Annotated in this window: 13 protein-coding genes and 1 pseudogene; 7 read left to right on the forward strand and 7 right to left on the reverse strand. The window is 72.7% G+C overall.

Annotated features, from left to right (window positions below; translation table 11 throughout):
- Window positions 1-136 precede the first annotated feature (136 nt).
- Window positions 137-1,306, reverse strand: a complete 1,170-nt coding sequence (gene tuf / locus R2S09_RS33505; RefSeq protein WP_316745108.1) for an elongation factor Tu — start codon at window positions 1,304-1,306, stop codon at window positions 137-139.
- A gap of 353 nt (window positions 1,307-1,659) precedes the next feature.
- Between tuf and R2S09_RS33510 the strand changes: the two genes are divergently transcribed.
- From R2S09_RS33510 to R2S09_RS33520, 3 genes and pseudogenes are all read left to right on the forward strand, one after another.
- On the forward strand, window positions 1,660-2,454 hold the full coding sequence (locus R2S09_RS33510) for a TVP38/TMEM64 family protein (protein WP_306185635.1): 795 nt from the start codon (window positions 1,660-1,662) through the stop codon (window positions 2,452-2,454).
- Between the two features lie 136 nt (window positions 2,455-2,590).
- Window positions 2,591-3,466, forward strand: a pseudogene (locus tag R2S09_RS33515) (undecaprenyl-diphosphate phosphatase).
- Window positions 3,467-3,566: 100 nt separating this feature from the next.
- Window positions 3,567-3,746, forward strand: a complete 180-nt coding sequence (locus R2S09_RS33520; protein ID WP_316745110.1) for a hypothetical protein — start codon at window positions 3,567-3,569, stop codon at window positions 3,744-3,746.
- 71 nt (window positions 3,747-3,817) lie between these two features.
- Here R2S09_RS33520 and R2S09_RS33525 read toward each other — a convergent pair whose 3' ends face one another.
- On the reverse strand, window positions 3,818-4,558 hold the full coding sequence (locus tag R2S09_RS33525; RefSeq protein WP_306185641.1) for an SDR family NAD(P)-dependent oxidoreductase: 741 nt from the start codon (window positions 4,556-4,558) through the stop codon (window positions 3,818-3,820).
- A gap of 315 nt (window positions 4,559-4,873) precedes the next feature.
- Between R2S09_RS33525 and lnt the strand changes: the two genes are divergently transcribed.
- Window positions 4,874-6,448: an apolipoprotein N-acyltransferase gene (lnt, locus tag R2S09_RS33530; protein WP_306185642.1), complete on the forward strand. Its 1,575-nt coding sequence runs from the start codon at window positions 4,874-4,876 to the stop codon at window positions 6,446-6,448.
- Here lnt and R2S09_RS33535 read toward each other — a convergent pair.
- Together R2S09_RS33535 and R2S09_RS33540 are read right to left on the reverse strand one after the other, a co-directional pair.
- Window positions 6,366-7,277, reverse strand: a complete 912-nt coding sequence (locus tag R2S09_RS33535; RefSeq protein WP_316745113.1) for a Gfo/Idh/MocA family oxidoreductase — start codon at window positions 7,275-7,277, stop codon at window positions 6,366-6,368. The two genes, lnt and R2S09_RS33535, sit on opposite strands and share 83 nt — an antisense overlap.
- A 10-nt stretch (window positions 7,278-7,287) precedes the next feature.
- Window positions 7,288-8,523 (reverse strand): FAD-dependent monooxygenase, encoded by a 1,236-nt coding sequence (locus R2S09_RS33540; protein WP_316745115.1) that lies wholly within the window; start codon window positions 8,521-8,523, stop codon window positions 7,288-7,290.
- 143 nt (window positions 8,524-8,666) lie between these two features.
- Between R2S09_RS33540 and R2S09_RS33545 the strand changes: the two genes are divergently transcribed.
- The 3 genes from R2S09_RS33545 (at window position 8,667) to R2S09_RS33555 (ending at window position 10,524) form a co-directional block, all read left to right on the forward strand.
- The gene (locus R2S09_RS33545) at window positions 8,667-9,269 is read left to right on the forward strand and encodes a TetR/AcrR family transcriptional regulator (protein WP_306185648.1); all 603 of its coding nucleotides are present in this window, start codon (window positions 8,667-8,669) and stop codon (window positions 9,267-9,269) included.
- A 70-nt stretch (window positions 9,270-9,339) separates the two neighbouring features.
- Window positions 9,340-9,855 carry a DinB family protein gene (locus R2S09_RS33550; RefSeq protein ID WP_316745117.1) on the forward strand — a complete coding sequence of 172 codons (516 nt, stop codon included), beginning with the start codon at window positions 9,340-9,342 and terminating at the stop codon, window positions 9,853-9,855.
- Between the two features lie 156 nt (window positions 9,856-10,011).
- Complete coding sequence (locus R2S09_RS33555) at window positions 10,012-10,524, forward strand: hypothetical protein (protein WP_306185652.1); 513 nt, start codon at window positions 10,012-10,014, stop codon at window positions 10,522-10,524.
- A gap of 40 nt (window positions 10,525-10,564) precedes the next feature.
- Here the strand turns inward: R2S09_RS33555 and R2S09_RS33560 are convergent, their stop codons facing one another.
- From R2S09_RS33560 to R2S09_RS33570, 3 genes are all read right to left on the reverse strand, one after another.
- A complete protein-coding gene (locus R2S09_RS33560) occupies window positions 10,565-11,092 on the reverse strand; it encodes a hypothetical protein (protein ID WP_306185654.1) in 528 nt (175 codons plus the stop codon).
- A gap of 965 nt (window positions 11,093-12,057) precedes the next feature.
- A complete protein-coding gene (gene ung / locus R2S09_RS33565) occupies window positions 12,058-12,741 on the reverse strand; it encodes a uracil-DNA glycosylase (RefSeq protein WP_316745119.1) in 684 nt (227 codons plus the stop codon).
- A gap of 91 nt (window positions 12,742-12,832) precedes the next feature.
- Window positions 12,833-14,410: an ABC transporter substrate-binding protein gene (locus R2S09_RS33570; RefSeq protein ID WP_399145251.1), complete on the reverse strand. Its 1,578-nt coding sequence runs from the start codon at window positions 14,408-14,410 to the stop codon at window positions 12,833-12,835.
- Window positions 14,411-14,637: the final 227 nt, after the last annotated feature.

Raw genomic sequence — 14,637 nt, forward strand, 5'->3', positions numbered from 1 at the left:
CCGGTGTATTGTGTGTGGGGCGTGCGGGGGGGGGGGCCCCGCCGCCCCACCTATGTACCCCCCCGGCAGGTGACCTCGCCGGGTGCGGGCCGGACTCGCCCGGCCCGCACCCTCTGCTGCGTGAGCACACCCCCGTTCACTCCACGGCGGTCACCGTGCCCGCGCCGACGGTCCGGCCGCCCTCGCGGACGGCGAAGCCGAGCCCCGGCTCCAGGGGCACCTCGCGTCCCAGTTCCACCGTCATCGCGACCGTGTCGCCGGGCCGCGCGACCGCCGCCTCGCCGAGGTCGATGTCGCCGACCACGTCCGCGGTGCGGATGTAGAACTGCGGGCGGTAGCCGGTGGCCACCGGTGTCGTACGGCCGCCCTCGCGCGCCGAGAGGACGTACACCTGCGCGCTGAAACGCCGCCTGGGTGTCACGCTGCCCGGGGCCGCGACGACGTGGCCGCGGCGGACCGCGTCGCGCGGGACCCCGCGCAGCAGCAGCGCGACGTTGTCCCCGGCCTGCGCCTCCGTCATGGGCTTGCCGAAGGTCTCCAGGCCGGTGACCACCGTCTCCGTCTCGGCGCCCAGCACCTCCACCCGGTCGCCGACGCGGACCGTGCCGCGCTCCACCGCGCCGGTGACGACGGTGCCCCGGCCGGTGATGGTCAGCACGTTCTCCACCGGCAGCAGGAACGGCGCGTCCAGGTACCGCTCCGGCATGGGCACGTAGGTGTCCACCGCGTCGAGCAGCGCCTCGATGGACGCCGTCCACCGCGGGTCGCCCTCCAGCGCCTTCAGCCCGGAGACCCGTACGACGGGTACCGCGTCACCGCCGTAGCCCTGCTCGGTGAGCAGGTCGCGCACCTCCAGCTCGACCAGGTCGATGAGCTCCTCGTCGCCGGCGTCCGCCTTGTTGAGGGCGACGACGATGTGGTCGACGCCCACCTGCCGGGCGAGCAGCACGTGCTCGGCGGTCTGCGGCATGATCCCGTCGAGCGCGGAGACGACGAGGATCGCCCCGTCGAGCTGCGCGGCGCCGGTGACCATGTTCTTGACGTAGTCGGCGTGGCCGGGCATGTCCACGTGCGCGTAGTGCCGGGTGTCGGTCTCGTACTCGACGTGCGCGATGTTGATGGTGATGCCGCGGGCGGCCTCCTCCGGGGCCCGGTCGATGCGGCCGAACGGCACGAACGTGCCGGTGCCGCGCTCGGCCAGGACCTTGGTGATGGCGGCGGTCAGAGTGGTCTTGCCGTGGTCGACATGGCCCATCGTGCCGATGTTCAGATGCGGTTTGGTGCGTACGTACGCGGTCTTGGACATGGCTGTACCTCGAAGCCTTTCAGCCGTGAAGGAATGCGGGACCCCGAGGACTCTCCGACCCTCCCCCTGCGGGGTCCGCCGGACGATCCGGGGAGGGTCAGCTTCGGGCGCCGTCGACCGCGGCCAGGAGGATCAGGACGGCAGCCTTCGGAGCATCCGCGGCTGCGGATGCTGCGAGGAGGAAGGCGTGCCGGAACATGGGGTCGATCATTGCCGAGACCGCGCCGCGGGTCGAATGCTTTTCGGTGTGCCGGGAGGTTGACGGGGCCTCAGGGGGCTCATGATGTGTGCCTGGGACACTCATGAGACGATCCATGCGGCGATCAGGGACACCTGTCGGTTAATGTCACCAGATGCTCGATGCCACCACCCGCTCTGGGGGCACCGCCGCGGCCTCTCCCCGGGCCGCCGTCACGGAACCGGCCGTCGCCATCCCCGTGTCCGCGCCGGCCCCGCTCACCCTGACCGCCCGCTGCGCGAGAACGCTGCTGTCACCCTGGTCGCGGCTGTCGCTGCTGCTGATACTGCTCGCCGCGTCCGGTGCCTGCGTGCTCCTCTTCCAGCCGCAGCGACTGCTGGCGCACGGCTGGTCGCCGCAGCTGGGCGGGGCCGCGGCGGCGGTGGTGTTCGCGGTGGCGTACGGCCTGTGCACGGTGGCGTTCGTGCCGCGGCCGCTGCTGAACCTCGCCGCGGGCGCCCTGTTCGGCTCGCAACTCGGGCTCGCGGCGGCGCTGGCCGGCACGGTGCTGGGCGCCGGGGTGGCCTTCGGACTGGGCCGCGTGCTGGGTCAGGACGCACTGCGGCCGCTGCTGCGCGGCCGGCTGCTGAAGGCGGCGGACGGGCAGCTCAGCCGGCACGGTTTCCGCTCGATGCTGGCGGCCCGGCTGTTCCCGGGGGTGCCGTTCTGGGCGGCGAACTACTGCGCCGCCGTCTCCCGCATGGGCTGGCCCGCGTTCCTGCTGGCGACGGCGCTCGGCTCGGTCCCGAACACGGCCGCCTACGCCGTCGCGGGCGCCCGCGCCGCCGCGCCGACGTCCCCGGCCTTCCTGATCGCGATGGCCTGCATCGCCGTACCGGCGCTGGCCGGCGCGGCGGTGGCCTGGCGCAAGCGGCACCATCTGCGCGGGCACCGCGGGCCTTTCGCGTAGCGGCGGGGAGCGACGGCGACGCGGGACACCAAGTGTCGTAAAGAGACGGTAAAGCCCCGGTGGTGTTCCGGTCATGTCGGGGCGCTACGCTGCGGGTCTCCGACCTCCCGACCGGCGCTTGGACTGTCGAACTTCCATGTCTTGGTTTGAATCCCTCGTTCTCGGACTCGTCCAGGGGCTGACCGAGTTCCTCCCCGTCTCCTCCAGCGCGCATCTGCGGCTGACCGCGGCCTTCTCGGGCTGGAAGGACCCGGGGGCGGCCTTCACGGCGATCACCCAGATCGGCACCGAGTCGGCCGTCCTGATCTACTTCCGCAAGGACATCGGCCGGATTCTCGCCGCGTGGTCCCGCTCACTCCTCGACAGGACGATGCGCAAGGACCCCGACACCCGCACGGGCTGGCTGGTGATCGTCGGCTCGATCCCGATCGGGGTGCTCGGCCTGACGCTCAAGGACCAGATCGAGGGGCCGTTCCGGGATCTGCGGGTCACCGCGACGATGCTCGTCGTGGTCGGCGCGGTCATCGGCATCGCCGACCGGCTGGCGGCGCCGGACGAGAAGGGCGGCCGGCACCGAGCGCCCAAGCAGCGCAAGGCCCTTGAGGACCTGGGCGCCAGGGACGGCCTGATCTACGGCTGTTGCCAGGCGATGGCCCTGGTGCCGGGTGTCTCGCGCTCCGGCGCCACCATCAGCGGCGGGCTGTTCATGGGCTACCGGCGGGAGGCGGCGGCCCGTTACTCCTTCCTCCTGGCCGTTCCGGCCGTACTGGCCTCCGGCGCCTTCGAGTTGAAGGACGCGCTGGAGAGCGACCACGTGGCATGGTGACCGACACTGTTCGCCACGGTGATCGCCTTCGCGTCCGGGTACGCCGTCATCGCATGGTTCATGAAGTACATCTCCACCAGGAGCTTCATGCCGTTCGTGTGGTACCGGGTGGCGCTCGGGAGCGTCATCGTCGCGCTGGTGACGGCCGGTGTGCTCAGCCCGCACGCGGCCGAGTCGGCCGACTGAGCGGACGGTCGCCGGGCGGCGGTCCGCGGTGACGGGCTTCCGGCGCTTCACGTAGCCGTCCGGTAGCGCAGCGTCAGTGCATGGCCCTAGGCTTGTGGCCATGTCCCCCGATTCCATGGCTCCTGGTTCCGTGCGGTCCGCCGCCGAGCTGAACGAGCAGATCCGGGCGCTCTGGCTGCGTTCGGGCGGGTCCCTGTCGGCCCAGGAACGCGCGGCGTACGAGCTGCTGGTGGTCGAGTGGGCCGCCGCGATCCGAGGGCGGGTGATCGAGGCGGCGTGAATCCCCGACGGCCGCCTCAGGACCGTCTCCGGCCCCCCGGCGTCCGCCGACGGGCCGCCTCACGGTCGCCCTCAGCGCCCGCCGGACACCCGCAGCACCGCTCCCGACGCGTAGGAGGCGTCGGGCGACATCAGCCAGGCCACGGCCGCGGCGATCTCCTCCGCCCGGCCCGGCCGGCGCAGCGGAATCGAGCCGGCGGCGCGCCGGACCCGGTCCGGATCGCCCATGGCCGCGTGGATCTCGGTGTCGATCACGCCGGGCGCGACCGCGTTGACGCGGATGCCGTCCGGGCCGAGTTCCTTGGCGAGCCCCAGCGTCAGGGCGTCGACGGCCGCCTTGGCCGCCGCGTAGTGGACGTACTCGCCGGGGCTGCCGAGCGTGGCCGCCGCGGACGACACGTTCACGATCACCCCGTTGCCCCGGGGCACCATGAGCTGGGCGGCGCGGCGGGAGCACAGCAGTGTGCCGAGGAAGTTGACGTCCACGACCCGGCGCAGGTCGGCGGTGTCCGTGTCGGCGAGCCGGCCCAGCGGTCCGGTCACCCCGGCGTTGTTCACCAGTCCCGTCACCGGTCCGAGCCGCTCCTCCGCCATGGCGAAGAGCCGCTCGACGTCCGCCTCCACCGAGGTGTCCATCCGCACGGTGACGCTGCGCGCCCCGCACTCCAGCACCTCGTCCGCGACGGCCTCCGCGGCCCGCGTGTCGCTGACGTACCCCACCACCACGTCGTGCCCGTCGGCCGCCAGCCGACGACAGATCGCGGCGCCGATGCCCCGGCTGCCGCCGGTGACGACGGTGACAAGACGCTTCATATGATCATCCTAGGCCCGCAGATGCCCGAGCACCTCGTCGGGCAGCCGATACGGCTCCTCGTCGGCAACAACGCGCCCGCCCGCCGCCCCGTCTCACCCGAACCGACCAGCGCATGGACCTCGGCGGCGAGCGGGGTGACGTCGGCTTGTCCCTGTTTCGGCAGCCGCCGGACGTTCGTCTGGCACGGATCCCTCCGTCGCCGGGGGCGGAGGAGGCGGCCTGGGCGGGAGCGGTTCGGGCGCGCACACTGGAGCCGTCCGCCGGGACAGGCGGAGGCGTCCACGGGGTAGGCGGGGTAGGAGGGCGTTGTTCCCATGCAGAGGTTCGACCGCTGGTTCGGCTCCCCGTGGGGGCGTTCGGTGCTCGCCGCGCTCGCGGGGGCACTGCCCATGTTCGCCTTTCCCGCACCGTCGCTGTGGTGGTTCGCCTACGTCGCCCTGGTGCCGTGGATCCTGCTCGCCCGCGGCGCTCCGACCGGGCGGCGGGCGGCCTGCGACGGCTGGTTCGGCGGGCTGGGCTTCATGCTGGCCGTGCACCATTGGCTGCTGCCCAGCCTGCATGTGTTCACGCTGGTGCTCGCGGCACTGCTCGGTGCCCTGTGGGGGCCCTGGGGGTGGCTGGTGCGGCGGTTCCTGGCCGGTCTGCCCTCGCCGGGGCGGTGCGCGGCGGCCCTCGTCGTGCTGCCGTCCGGCTGGCTGGCGGTCGAGCTCGTGCGGTCCTGGCAGGGGCTGGGCGGGCCCTGGGGGATGCTCGGTGCCAGTCAGTGGCAGGTCGCTCCGGCGCTGCGGCTGGCCTCGGTCGGCGGGGTGTGGCTGCTGAGTTTCCTGGTGGTGGCGGTCAACGTCGCCGTCGCCGTGCTCGTCGCGGTCCGGGCGGCCCGGGTGCCGGCCGTGGCCGGGCTGGTGGCCACGGCGGCGGCGACCTCGGCGGCCTGGGTGTGGGCGCCGCGCCCCGGCGTCGACGGCCACGTCCGCATAGCCGTCGTACAGCCGGGAATGGTGGACGGCACGGAGAGCGGTCAGCGGCGCTTCGACCGTGAGGAGCGGCTGACGCGCTCCCTGGTGGGGCAGCACGTCGATCTGGTCGTGTGGGGCGAGTCCAGCGTCGGCTTCGACCTGACCGAGCGGCCGGACCTGGCGCGGCGGATCGCCTCGCTCTCGCGTGAGGTGGGCGCCGACGTACTGGTCAACGTCGACGCCCGGCGCGCCGACCGGCCGGGCATCTACAAGAGTTCCGTGCTCGTCGGCCCGAACGGCCCGACCGGTGACCGCTACGACAAGATGCGGCTCGTGCCGTTCGGCGAGTACATTCCGGCGCGCTCCGTGCTCGGCTGGGCGACCGCCGTCGGCAAGGCCGCGGGCGAGGACCGCAGGCGCGGGAGCGAGCAGGTGGTGATGGACGTGGGCCACGGGCTGCGGGTCGGCCCGCTGGTCTGCTTCGAGACGGCGTTCCCGGACATGAGCCGGCACCTGGCGCGGGACGGCGCCGGGGTGCTGCTCGCCCAGTCGTCGACCTCCACGTTCCAGCACAGCTGGGCTCCCGAGCAGCACGCCACGCTCGGCGCGCTGCGGGCCGCCGAGACGGGGCGGCCCATGGTGCACGCCACACTGACCGGGGTGTCGGCCGTCTACGGCCCCAGCGGGCAGCGCGTCGGCCCCTGGCTCGGTACGGACGCGAGCACGACCGAGGTGTACGACGTGCCGACCGCGCACGGCGTCACCCCGTACGTCCGCTACGGGGACTGGCCGGTGCACGCGGCGCTGCTCGTACTGGCCGCGTTCTGCGCGACGCAGGGGGCGCGGGCGCTCAGGCCGCGCCGGACCGCTCCAGCACCGTCCGCACCACCCGCTCGCACAGTTCGTGCGTCTCCAGCGCGTCACGGGCACTGAGCACCTTGCCCGCGCGCACCGCGTCGAGGAAGGACAGCACTGCCTGTTCGATCCCGCGCTGCCGGGCGACCGGCACCCAGTCGCCGCGTCGGCGCACGGTCGGCTGGCCCTTGTGGTCGATGGTCTCGGCCAGGTTGACCACCTGGCGCTTGGTGTCCTGCCCGGAGACCTCCAGGATCTCCTCGGTCGAGCCGCTGAGCCGGTTCATCACGCCGAGCGCGGTGAACCCGTCGCCGGCGAGCTGCAGCACGACGTGGTGCAGCAGTCCGTCGCGCATCCGGCCGCGCACGGTGATGTCGTCGACCGGGCCCGGAACCAGGAACCTCAGCGTGTCCACGACGTGGACGAAGTCGTCGAGGATCATCGTGCGGGGTTCCTCGGGCAGCCCGACGCGGTTCTTCTGCATCAGGATCAGCTCGCGCGGATGGTCGGCGCACTGCGCGTACGCGGGGGCGTGGCGCCGGTTGAAGCCGACCATGAGGGAGACGTTCCGCTCCTCGGCGAGTGCGACCAGGCGTGCGGAGTCGTTCAGGTCGTAGGCGAGCGGCTTGTCGACGTAGGTCGGCACGCCCGCCTCCAGCAGCCGGGTGACGATCTCGGGGTGGACGGCGGTGGGGGCGTGCACGAAGGCGGCGTCCAGGCCCTGGGCCAGGATGTCGTCCAGGGTCGGGTGCCGGCGGTCGGCGGGCAGGTGCAGGGAGTCGGCGACCCGCTGGAGCGTCGCGGGCGTCCGGGTCTGCAGATGCAGGTCGATCCCGGGCTGGGTGCCGAGCACCGGCAGGTACGCCTTCTGCGCGATGTCGCCCAGTCCGATGCAGCCGACCTTCACGTGCTCTCCCTCATCGCTCGCCTGTTCCCACGGTTCCCGTGTGCACGGCAGCATACGGCGGCTGCGGAGGCCGCCAGTCGGCGATGCCGTCGAAACCGCGCAGCAGCAGCTCCGGCCGGACCTTGGACAGCGCGGCGATCAGTGTGTTCCGTACGGCCGTCCCGGCGCGGTTGCTCATCATGTTCGCGCGGGCCACGCGCACCGCCTGGCGGGTGATGGCGGTGGTGCGGGGCAGCCGGGCGGCGGTGTAGGCGGCGAGGTCGTCGGCGATGGGGGTCCCCCCGCTGGAGCGAAGGCGAGAGTGGGGGAGAGCGAGGACGATGGCGTCCTCGACGGCCTGGTTGCCGCCCTGGCCGAGGGTCGGCGGCATGGCGTGCGCGGCGTCGCCGAGGAGGGCGACCCGGCCGCGGTGGTAGGCGGGCAGCGGCTCGGCGATGTGGTGGACGTCGTGGCGGAGCACGTCCTCGGGGCGGGCGGCGGCGAGCACGGCGGGGATCGGCTCGTGCCAGTGGCCGAAGCGGCGCAGGAGTTCCGCCCGCTCGTCGTCGGCCGCACGCTGCCCGGCGGGCGTCATGGCGGCGGCGTACGCGTACACCCGGCCGTCCTTGAGCGGGTGCGTGCCCCACAGGCAGCCCCTGCCCCAGGTCTCGTGGGAGGCGAACTCGACGCCGGGGACGGGGATCACGACGCGCCAGGTGGTGAATCCGGAGTAAACGGTCCCGGGATGGGCGGGGAACAGCGTCCGGCGGGCCGCGGAGTTGATGCCGTCGGCGGCCACGACCAGGTCGGCCTCCAGCTCGCCGTCGGGGGTGCGCACGCGGGCGGGGCGGTGGTCGTCGCCGGGATCGGTGAGGCTCGCGGCGGCGGTCGTGCGGACGGCCTCGGGCGGCAGGAGTTCGGCCAGGCTGTCGATCAGCGTGGCGCGGTGCAGCAGGACGAGGGGGCCGCCGAACCGCCGGGCCGCCGCGGCGGCGTCGGTCCGGGTGAGCCAGCGGCCGTCCGGCGTGCGCAGCCCCCCGTCGCCCTGCCAGGCGGCCAGGTCGCGGATGCGGTCGCCGATGCCGAGGACGTCCAGGGCGCGCAGGGCGTTCGGCGAGAGCGAGATGGCCGCGCCGACGGGTTCCAGCGAGCGGGCGCGCTCCAGCACGGTGACCTGCCGGCCGGTCCGGTGCAGGGCCGCCGCGGCGGCGAGGCCTCCGATGCCGCCGCCGATGACGACGACGCGTGAGGGACGGGACGGGGACATGGCTCCTCCAGCACAACGAGACTACACCTGTAGTGCGGCAACGGCTCGAAGATACTACGGATGTAGTGACGAGCGCACTACGGGCGTAGTGAAGCGCACGGTGACGTGCACTACGGGCGTAGTCGCCGGGTAGGTTGACCCTCATGTCCGCAGCACCAGCCCCAGCGAACGTCTCGCGCGCGGATCGCGTGGCCGACGCCGCTCTCGCCCTGCTCGCCGAGCGCGGGATGCGCGGCCTGACACACCGGGCGGTCGACGAGGCGGCCGGCCTGCCGCAGGGCTCGACGTCGAACCTCGCGCGCACCCGCCAGGCCCTGCTCGACCTGGCGGTGCGACGGCTGGCCGAGCGGGAGGCGCGGGTGCTGGCGCCGCACGAGCTGCCGGACCCGCGGACCGGCGGCCTCGACTCGCTGGTGGACGGGCTGGCGCTGGCCACGCACCGCGCGCTGACCCGGAACCGCGAACTGACCCTCGCCCGCTACGAGCTGGCCCTGGAGGCGACCCGCCGTCCCGAGCTGCGCTCCCACTTCGACGCGGCGGGCGCCTACTTCCGCGAGCAGCTCGGCGCACTGGTCACGGCCATGGGTTCAGCCGAACCGGACCGGCATGTGCTGTCCCTGATCGCCTGGGCGGACGGGCTGATGTTCTCCTGCGTGGCCGGCACCTTCCACGCCCGCGTGCCGGAGTTCGACGAGGTGCGGGCGAGCCTGCGGGAGCTGCTGGAGGGGATGTTCGGCGCCGGGTGATTCGGAGCCGGACGGCTCGGCGCCGGAAAAGGCGTGGTGTGACGGTGCCGGGCTCCGCCAGGATCGGGGCATGACGACGGAGGAACGCCGAGAGCCCGCCCTGGACGCCGACGAACGCACCATGCTGGAAGGCTGGTTGGACTACCACCGGCAGACGCTGGCCTGGAAGTGCGAGGGCCTGACCGACGAACAGCTGCGGACCGCGTCCGCCGAGCCGTCCGACCTGTCCCTGATGGGACTGGTACGGCACATGGCCGAGGTGGAACGGCACTGGTTCCGCGCCGTGCTGGCAGGAGAGGAACCGGCGCCGATCTACTACAGCGAGCAGGATCCCGACGGCGACTTCCACGTCACCGAGAAGGACACCTGGGCCGAGGCGTACGCCACCTGGCAGGCCGAGATCGAGGCTGCCCGACGCAGCGCCGCCGGCATCGGCCTGGACGAGATGTCCCAGCGCCACGACAGGCGCACCGACAAGCCGTTCAGCCTGCGGTGGATCTACACCCACATGATCGAGGAATACGCCCGCCACAACGGCCACGCCGACCTGCTCCGCGAGCGCCTGGACGGGGCGACCGGGGACTGAGCGAACGGCATCCGACGGGTGCGCCGGGCGGCGCCGGCCAAGGGCGTCACCCGCGCGTGGTGCCCGCACCCCCTACGGGGCCGGAGATCACCCGTGCGGGGCATCCTGGAACCGTCCCCCGGCCGGCGAGGGCCCGGACCCAGCAGAGTTGCACGGGTGCATCGAACGACGACCACCGCAACGCTCCTGGTCACCATGGCCGTCGCGGCCCTCACCGGCTGTGTCACGGTCCAGCGGCCGCCCGTCTCCGGCCCGGCGGCGGCTCCCTCCCCGCCCCTGGCCCCGCGCCCGGACGGCAGCGCCGCACCACGGCCCGTCCAGGCACCGGCCCGGGAGGCCCTGCAACGCGTCGGAACGCCCGCGTCCACGCACCCGGACACCCCAGCAGACCGCCGGCCCCCGGCGCCCCCGCACGGCCCCGAGACCCCCGAGCCGCCCGGTCAACAGCCGCAACCCCGCACACCGCGCTCCCCCGCCCACCATCACCTCCACGAGCGGCACCCGGGCCCCCGGCACCAGCGTCCGCCACGGACACCACACGCCGAAGCCTCCTCCGGCACCCACGCGGCCCCGAGAGACCCCGGCATCTGCGCCCTCGGCAAGCAGTACGGCGGCTGGCGCCCGGACAGTCCCGAGGCACGCATCTGCGGCCAAACGTACGGCCGTTGAGACCCCTGGTACGCCGGACAGCCGGATGCCGGACAGCGTGCTAGAACCGCCGGCGAGGCGGCCCCTCGGGTTCTTCTCCGGGGCCGGAGGGATCGCCCTCGCCCAGCCGCAGTTCCATCCGGTGGATCGCCGCACGGACTCCGTCACCGTAACTGTCGTCGGCGAGGGCGTCGGCCGCACCACGGGCGCGGAGGAGATGGCTGCGGGCCGCCTCGCAGCGGCCCAGCTTCACATAGTCGGCGGCGAGGTTCAGATGGAGGGACGGGTAGAGGGCGCGGGCCGCCGGCGCGCCCTCATGCTCGGCGAGCCGGTCGTCCGTGAGCTCCTCCGCCGCCGACAGCGCCCTGAGGTCCCAGGCCAGTTCGTCGGAGGGGTCGTCCTGGGTGTCCGCCATGTAGTGGGCCAGCGTGCAGCGGTGCAGCGGATCGCCGTCCTCGCCGATCTCGCGCCACAGATCGAGGAACCGCACCCGTGCCTCCTCACGGTCCCCGGCGTGGTGCAGCATGATGCACTGCCCGATCCGCGTCAGCACGGCGTCCGACGCCGCCTGCTCCTGTCGTTCCGTCACCACGGCCTCCAGCACTGTCCCCGACCCGACTCCCCCGACGTTAGGGCCCAACCGGCCGAAACCCACCGAAGACGCGGGCCCGGCTCCCCACATCCGGAGATCCGGGCAGGCCTCGCGGGCCCGCCGAAGACGCCGTTCTGCGGAGGACGTCTGCAGGATTCGTGCCACCACCCCAGCCACATCCGCAGTTCGACGCGGCAACTCCTGGCACAAACCCTCCAACCGTCCCCACCCGCACCGGCGTGGGCGGCGGGCGGGAGGGAGTCGGTGGGGGGAGGCGGATGGTGGGTGGTTGCTGTGGGTGGGGCGGCCGGCGAGGCGGGAGTGCCGTCCGGCCCGGTCGCCCCGGGGCGGTTACGGAGCCTGCGCCGGGCGGGCACGATCGGGGCTGGGCTGGGGAGCGAGTGGGGACGCGACGGGACTGGTCAGGGCCCGGAGGAAGGGCGGGCGCAGAGGTGAGGGCCCGTCCGGGGCGTCGGCGCCAGGGCCCGGAGGCTGGGGTCCGCGTCCGGGAGCGGGACCGGAACCGGGGCCGGTTCTGCGTCCGCGTCCGGTTCCGGTTCCGGTACAGCCCACCGCCCCGCATCAAGCCGAGCGCCCGAGCGGACCTGGCGCGCCCCGGCTCTCCGGCGCCGGCCCCGGTCCCGGTCCCGCATCCCAGCGCTCCGGCGCCCCGGGTTCTCCCGCGCCCGACCTTTCCACGTCCCGTCCGCCACGCCCGGCCAGGCCTCCCGGGCCCGCGCCCGTTCCCGCATCCCGGGGCTCCCGGGCCCCGGCCCGCGCCCGGCCGCCCTCCTTCGCCCGATCCCGCATCCCGGCGCTCCCGCCGCCGCACCCCACGCCCAGCCGGCTCTCCCCCGCCCCGGCCCCGCCTTGACCCCGCCGGAGCCGCCGCCGGCCCCCGGCCCCTTCCCGCGAACCAACCCCGCCCCGGCCCCACCCCGGACCCGGCCCTCGCCCAGCTCTCAGCCCAGGTTCGGAATGCGCCAGTCGATCGGGGCGTGGCCCTGGTGGGCCACCGCCTCGTTGATCTGGGTGAAGGGGCGGGAGCCGAAGAACTTCTTCGCCGAGAGCGGCGACGGGTGCGCGCCCTTGACGACCACGTGCCGGGTCTCGTCGATCAGCGGGAGCTTCTTCTGGGCGTAGTTGCCCCACAGGACGAACACCGCCGGGTCGGGCCGGCCGGCCACCGCGCGGATCACGGCGTCGGTGAACTTCTCCCAGCCGCGCCCCTTGTGGGAGTTGGCCTCGCCGCCGCGGACCGTCAGCACCGCGTTCAGCAGGAGTACGCCCTGCTCGGCCCACGGCATGAGATAGCCGTTGTCCGGGACGGGCGTGCCCAGCTCCTCGTGCATCTCCTTGTAGATGTTGCGCAGCGAGGGCGGGATCCGCACCCCGGGACGCACCGAGAAGCACAGGCCGTGCCCCTGTCCCTCGCCGTGGTACGGGTCCTGCCCGAGGATCAGCACCTTGACCTTGTCGTACGGCGTGGCGTCCAGCGCGGCGAAGACCTCCTCGCGCGGCGGATACACGGGACCCTTCGCCCGCTCTTCCTCGACGAACTCGGTCAGCTCCTTGAAGTACGGCTGCTGCAGCTCGTCGGCCAGAACCCCGCGCCAGGACTCGGGCAGCATGGCGATGTCGGTCACGTCAACGTCCTCACGATGTGCGGTCACTTCCAGGCCACTGAACCTACAGGCGACCACTGACAACGGCGCCGCGCCCTCGGAGTCCTGCCCGCTACCAGCTCGTCTTGCGGGACAGCTCCCACATCATCATGATCGACGACGGGTCGAGCGCCCGCTCGCCGCCCGAGATGTCGTCGCTCGCGGCCACGTACTGCTTGCCCTGCCACAGCGGCAGCAGCCGTGCGTCGCGCACCAGTATCCGCTGGGCCTGCTCGAACTCCTTCACCACGTTCCCTCGGTCGCTCTCCCGCCGCGACTCGGGCAGCAGCACCTTGGTGATCTCGGGCGTCGGGTACGGGGTGCCGAGCGCGTTCTGCTGCCCCACGAACGGGGCGATGAAGTTGTCGGGGTCGGGGAAGTCCGGGGACCAGCCGCGCCCGAACACCGGGTACTCGCCCTTCTGGTAGCCGGCGACGTACGTCTTCCAGGGCCGGCTCTTCAGGGTGATCGTGAACAGGCCGGAGTCGTCCAGCTGCCGCTTGAGCTCCTGGAACTCCTCGGCGGTCTCGGAGCCGTAGCGGTCGGTGGTGTACCAGAGGGTGAGCGGGACCTTCTGGGTGATGCCCGCCTCGGAGAGGATCTTGCGGGCCTTGGGCACGCTCGGGTCGCCGAAGTCGTCGAAGAAGCCCGTGGTGTGGCCGGTCAGGCCCTTGGGGACCATGGAGTACAGCGGGTCGACGGTGTCCTTGTAGACGTTGTGGGCGATCGCCGGCCGGTCGACGACCTGGGCGACGGCCTTGCGCACGGCCCGCTTGGCCGCCCAGGGGTCCTTCGGGTTGAAGACCAGATAGTTGATGTCCGCGCCGGCGCCCTCGACGAGTTGCAGATCCTCCGAGCCCCTGCCCTGGAGGGCGACGATGTCGCCGGCGGCCAGACCGCGGTAGGTCACGTCGATGCTCTTGTCCCGCAGCGCCTTGACCATCGTGGCGGAGTCCTGGAAGTAGCGGATGGTCACCGCATCGTTTCTGCGGTCGGCGTACCCCTGGTAGTTGCCGTTCTTGACCAGTTCCGCCTGCTTGCCCTCCTGGTACGACTTCAGCGTGTACGGCCCGGAGCCGAAGACCTTGCCGTCGTTGCGCAGGGCATGCGCGGAGTAGTCGTCGGGGTCGACGATCGACATGGCGGGGGCGGCAAGCACGAACGGGAAGGTGGCGTCGGACTTGTTGAGCTGGAAGACGACGTCGCGGTCGCCGGCCACCTGCACCCGGTCCAGACTGCCGAGCAGCCCGGCCGGGCCGCCGGGCGCGTTGATGTTCCGGATGCGGTCGATGGAGTACTTGACCGCCTCGGCGTCCAGGGGGTGCCCGTCGGCGAACTTCATGCCGGGGCGCAGTTCGCAGCGGTAGACGCGGTTGGAGGCGTCGGTGAACCGGCAGCTGCGCGCGGCGTCGGGCTGGGGTGTGGTCGCACCGTTGGGGTAGGCCAGCAGCGTCTGGTAGATGTTCCGGAACAGCTCCCAGGAACCGTCCCACGACGCCGCCGGGTCCAGCGTGCTGGGCGCACTGGTCGTCCCTACGACGATGGGTCCCGCACTGTCGGGGTCGCCGTCGGAAAAGACGCTGCACCCGGCCACGAGAGTTATGGACGCGATCACCACCGCGGGCCGCAGACATCGCTTCCGATTGAACACGCGCACGCTCCTCGATCCGCCGTACCAAGGGTCGGCAGACCATACCGCGGCTCTCCCCTCCTTGAACCCGCAATGAACATGGTCTTGATCAGTGCGTGACTGACTACGTTGTCATGCGGCGCTGCCAGCGGTCCTGGCATGACAGCGGGGCCGTTTCCGTCAAGAGGAACAAGGAATTCCTTGCCGAAGAGGAACGAAGAGGAACGAACCCAGGCAAGGAATTCCCC

This window comes from Streptomyces sp. MK7 (assembly GCF_032658145.1).
GTDB lineage: Bacteria > Actinomycetota > Actinomycetes > Streptomycetales > Streptomycetaceae > Streptomyces > Streptomyces spiralis.

Coding starts and splice junctions, on each gene's coding strand:
- tuf (WP_316745108.1), bottom strand. CDS start 1,306: ATGTCCAAGACCGCGTACGTACGCACCAAACCGCATCTGAACATCGGC.
- R2S09_RS33510 (WP_306185635.1), top strand. CDS start 1,660: ATGCTCGATGCCACCACCCGCTCTGGGGGCACCGCCGCGGCCTCTCCC.
- R2S09_RS33520 (WP_316745110.1), top strand. CDS start 3,567: ATGTCCCCCGATTCCATGGCTCCTGGTTCCGTGCGGTCCGCCGCCGAG.
- R2S09_RS33525 (WP_306185641.1), bottom strand. CDS start 4,558: ATGAAGCGTCTTGTCACCGTCGTCACCGGCGGCAGCCGGGGCATCGGC.
- lnt (WP_306185642.1), top strand. CDS start 4,874: ATGCAGAGGTTCGACCGCTGGTTCGGCTCCCCGTGGGGGCGTTCGGTG.
- R2S09_RS33540 (WP_316745115.1), bottom strand. CDS start 8,523: ATGTCCCCGTCCCGTCCCTCACGCGTCGTCGTCATCGGCGGCGGCATC.
- R2S09_RS33545 (WP_306185648.1), top strand. CDS start 8,667: ATGTCCGCAGCACCAGCCCCAGCGAACGTCTCGCGCGCGGATCGCGTG.
- R2S09_RS33550 (WP_316745117.1), top strand. CDS start 9,340: ATGACGACGGAGGAACGCCGAGAGCCCGCCCTGGACGCCGACGAACGC.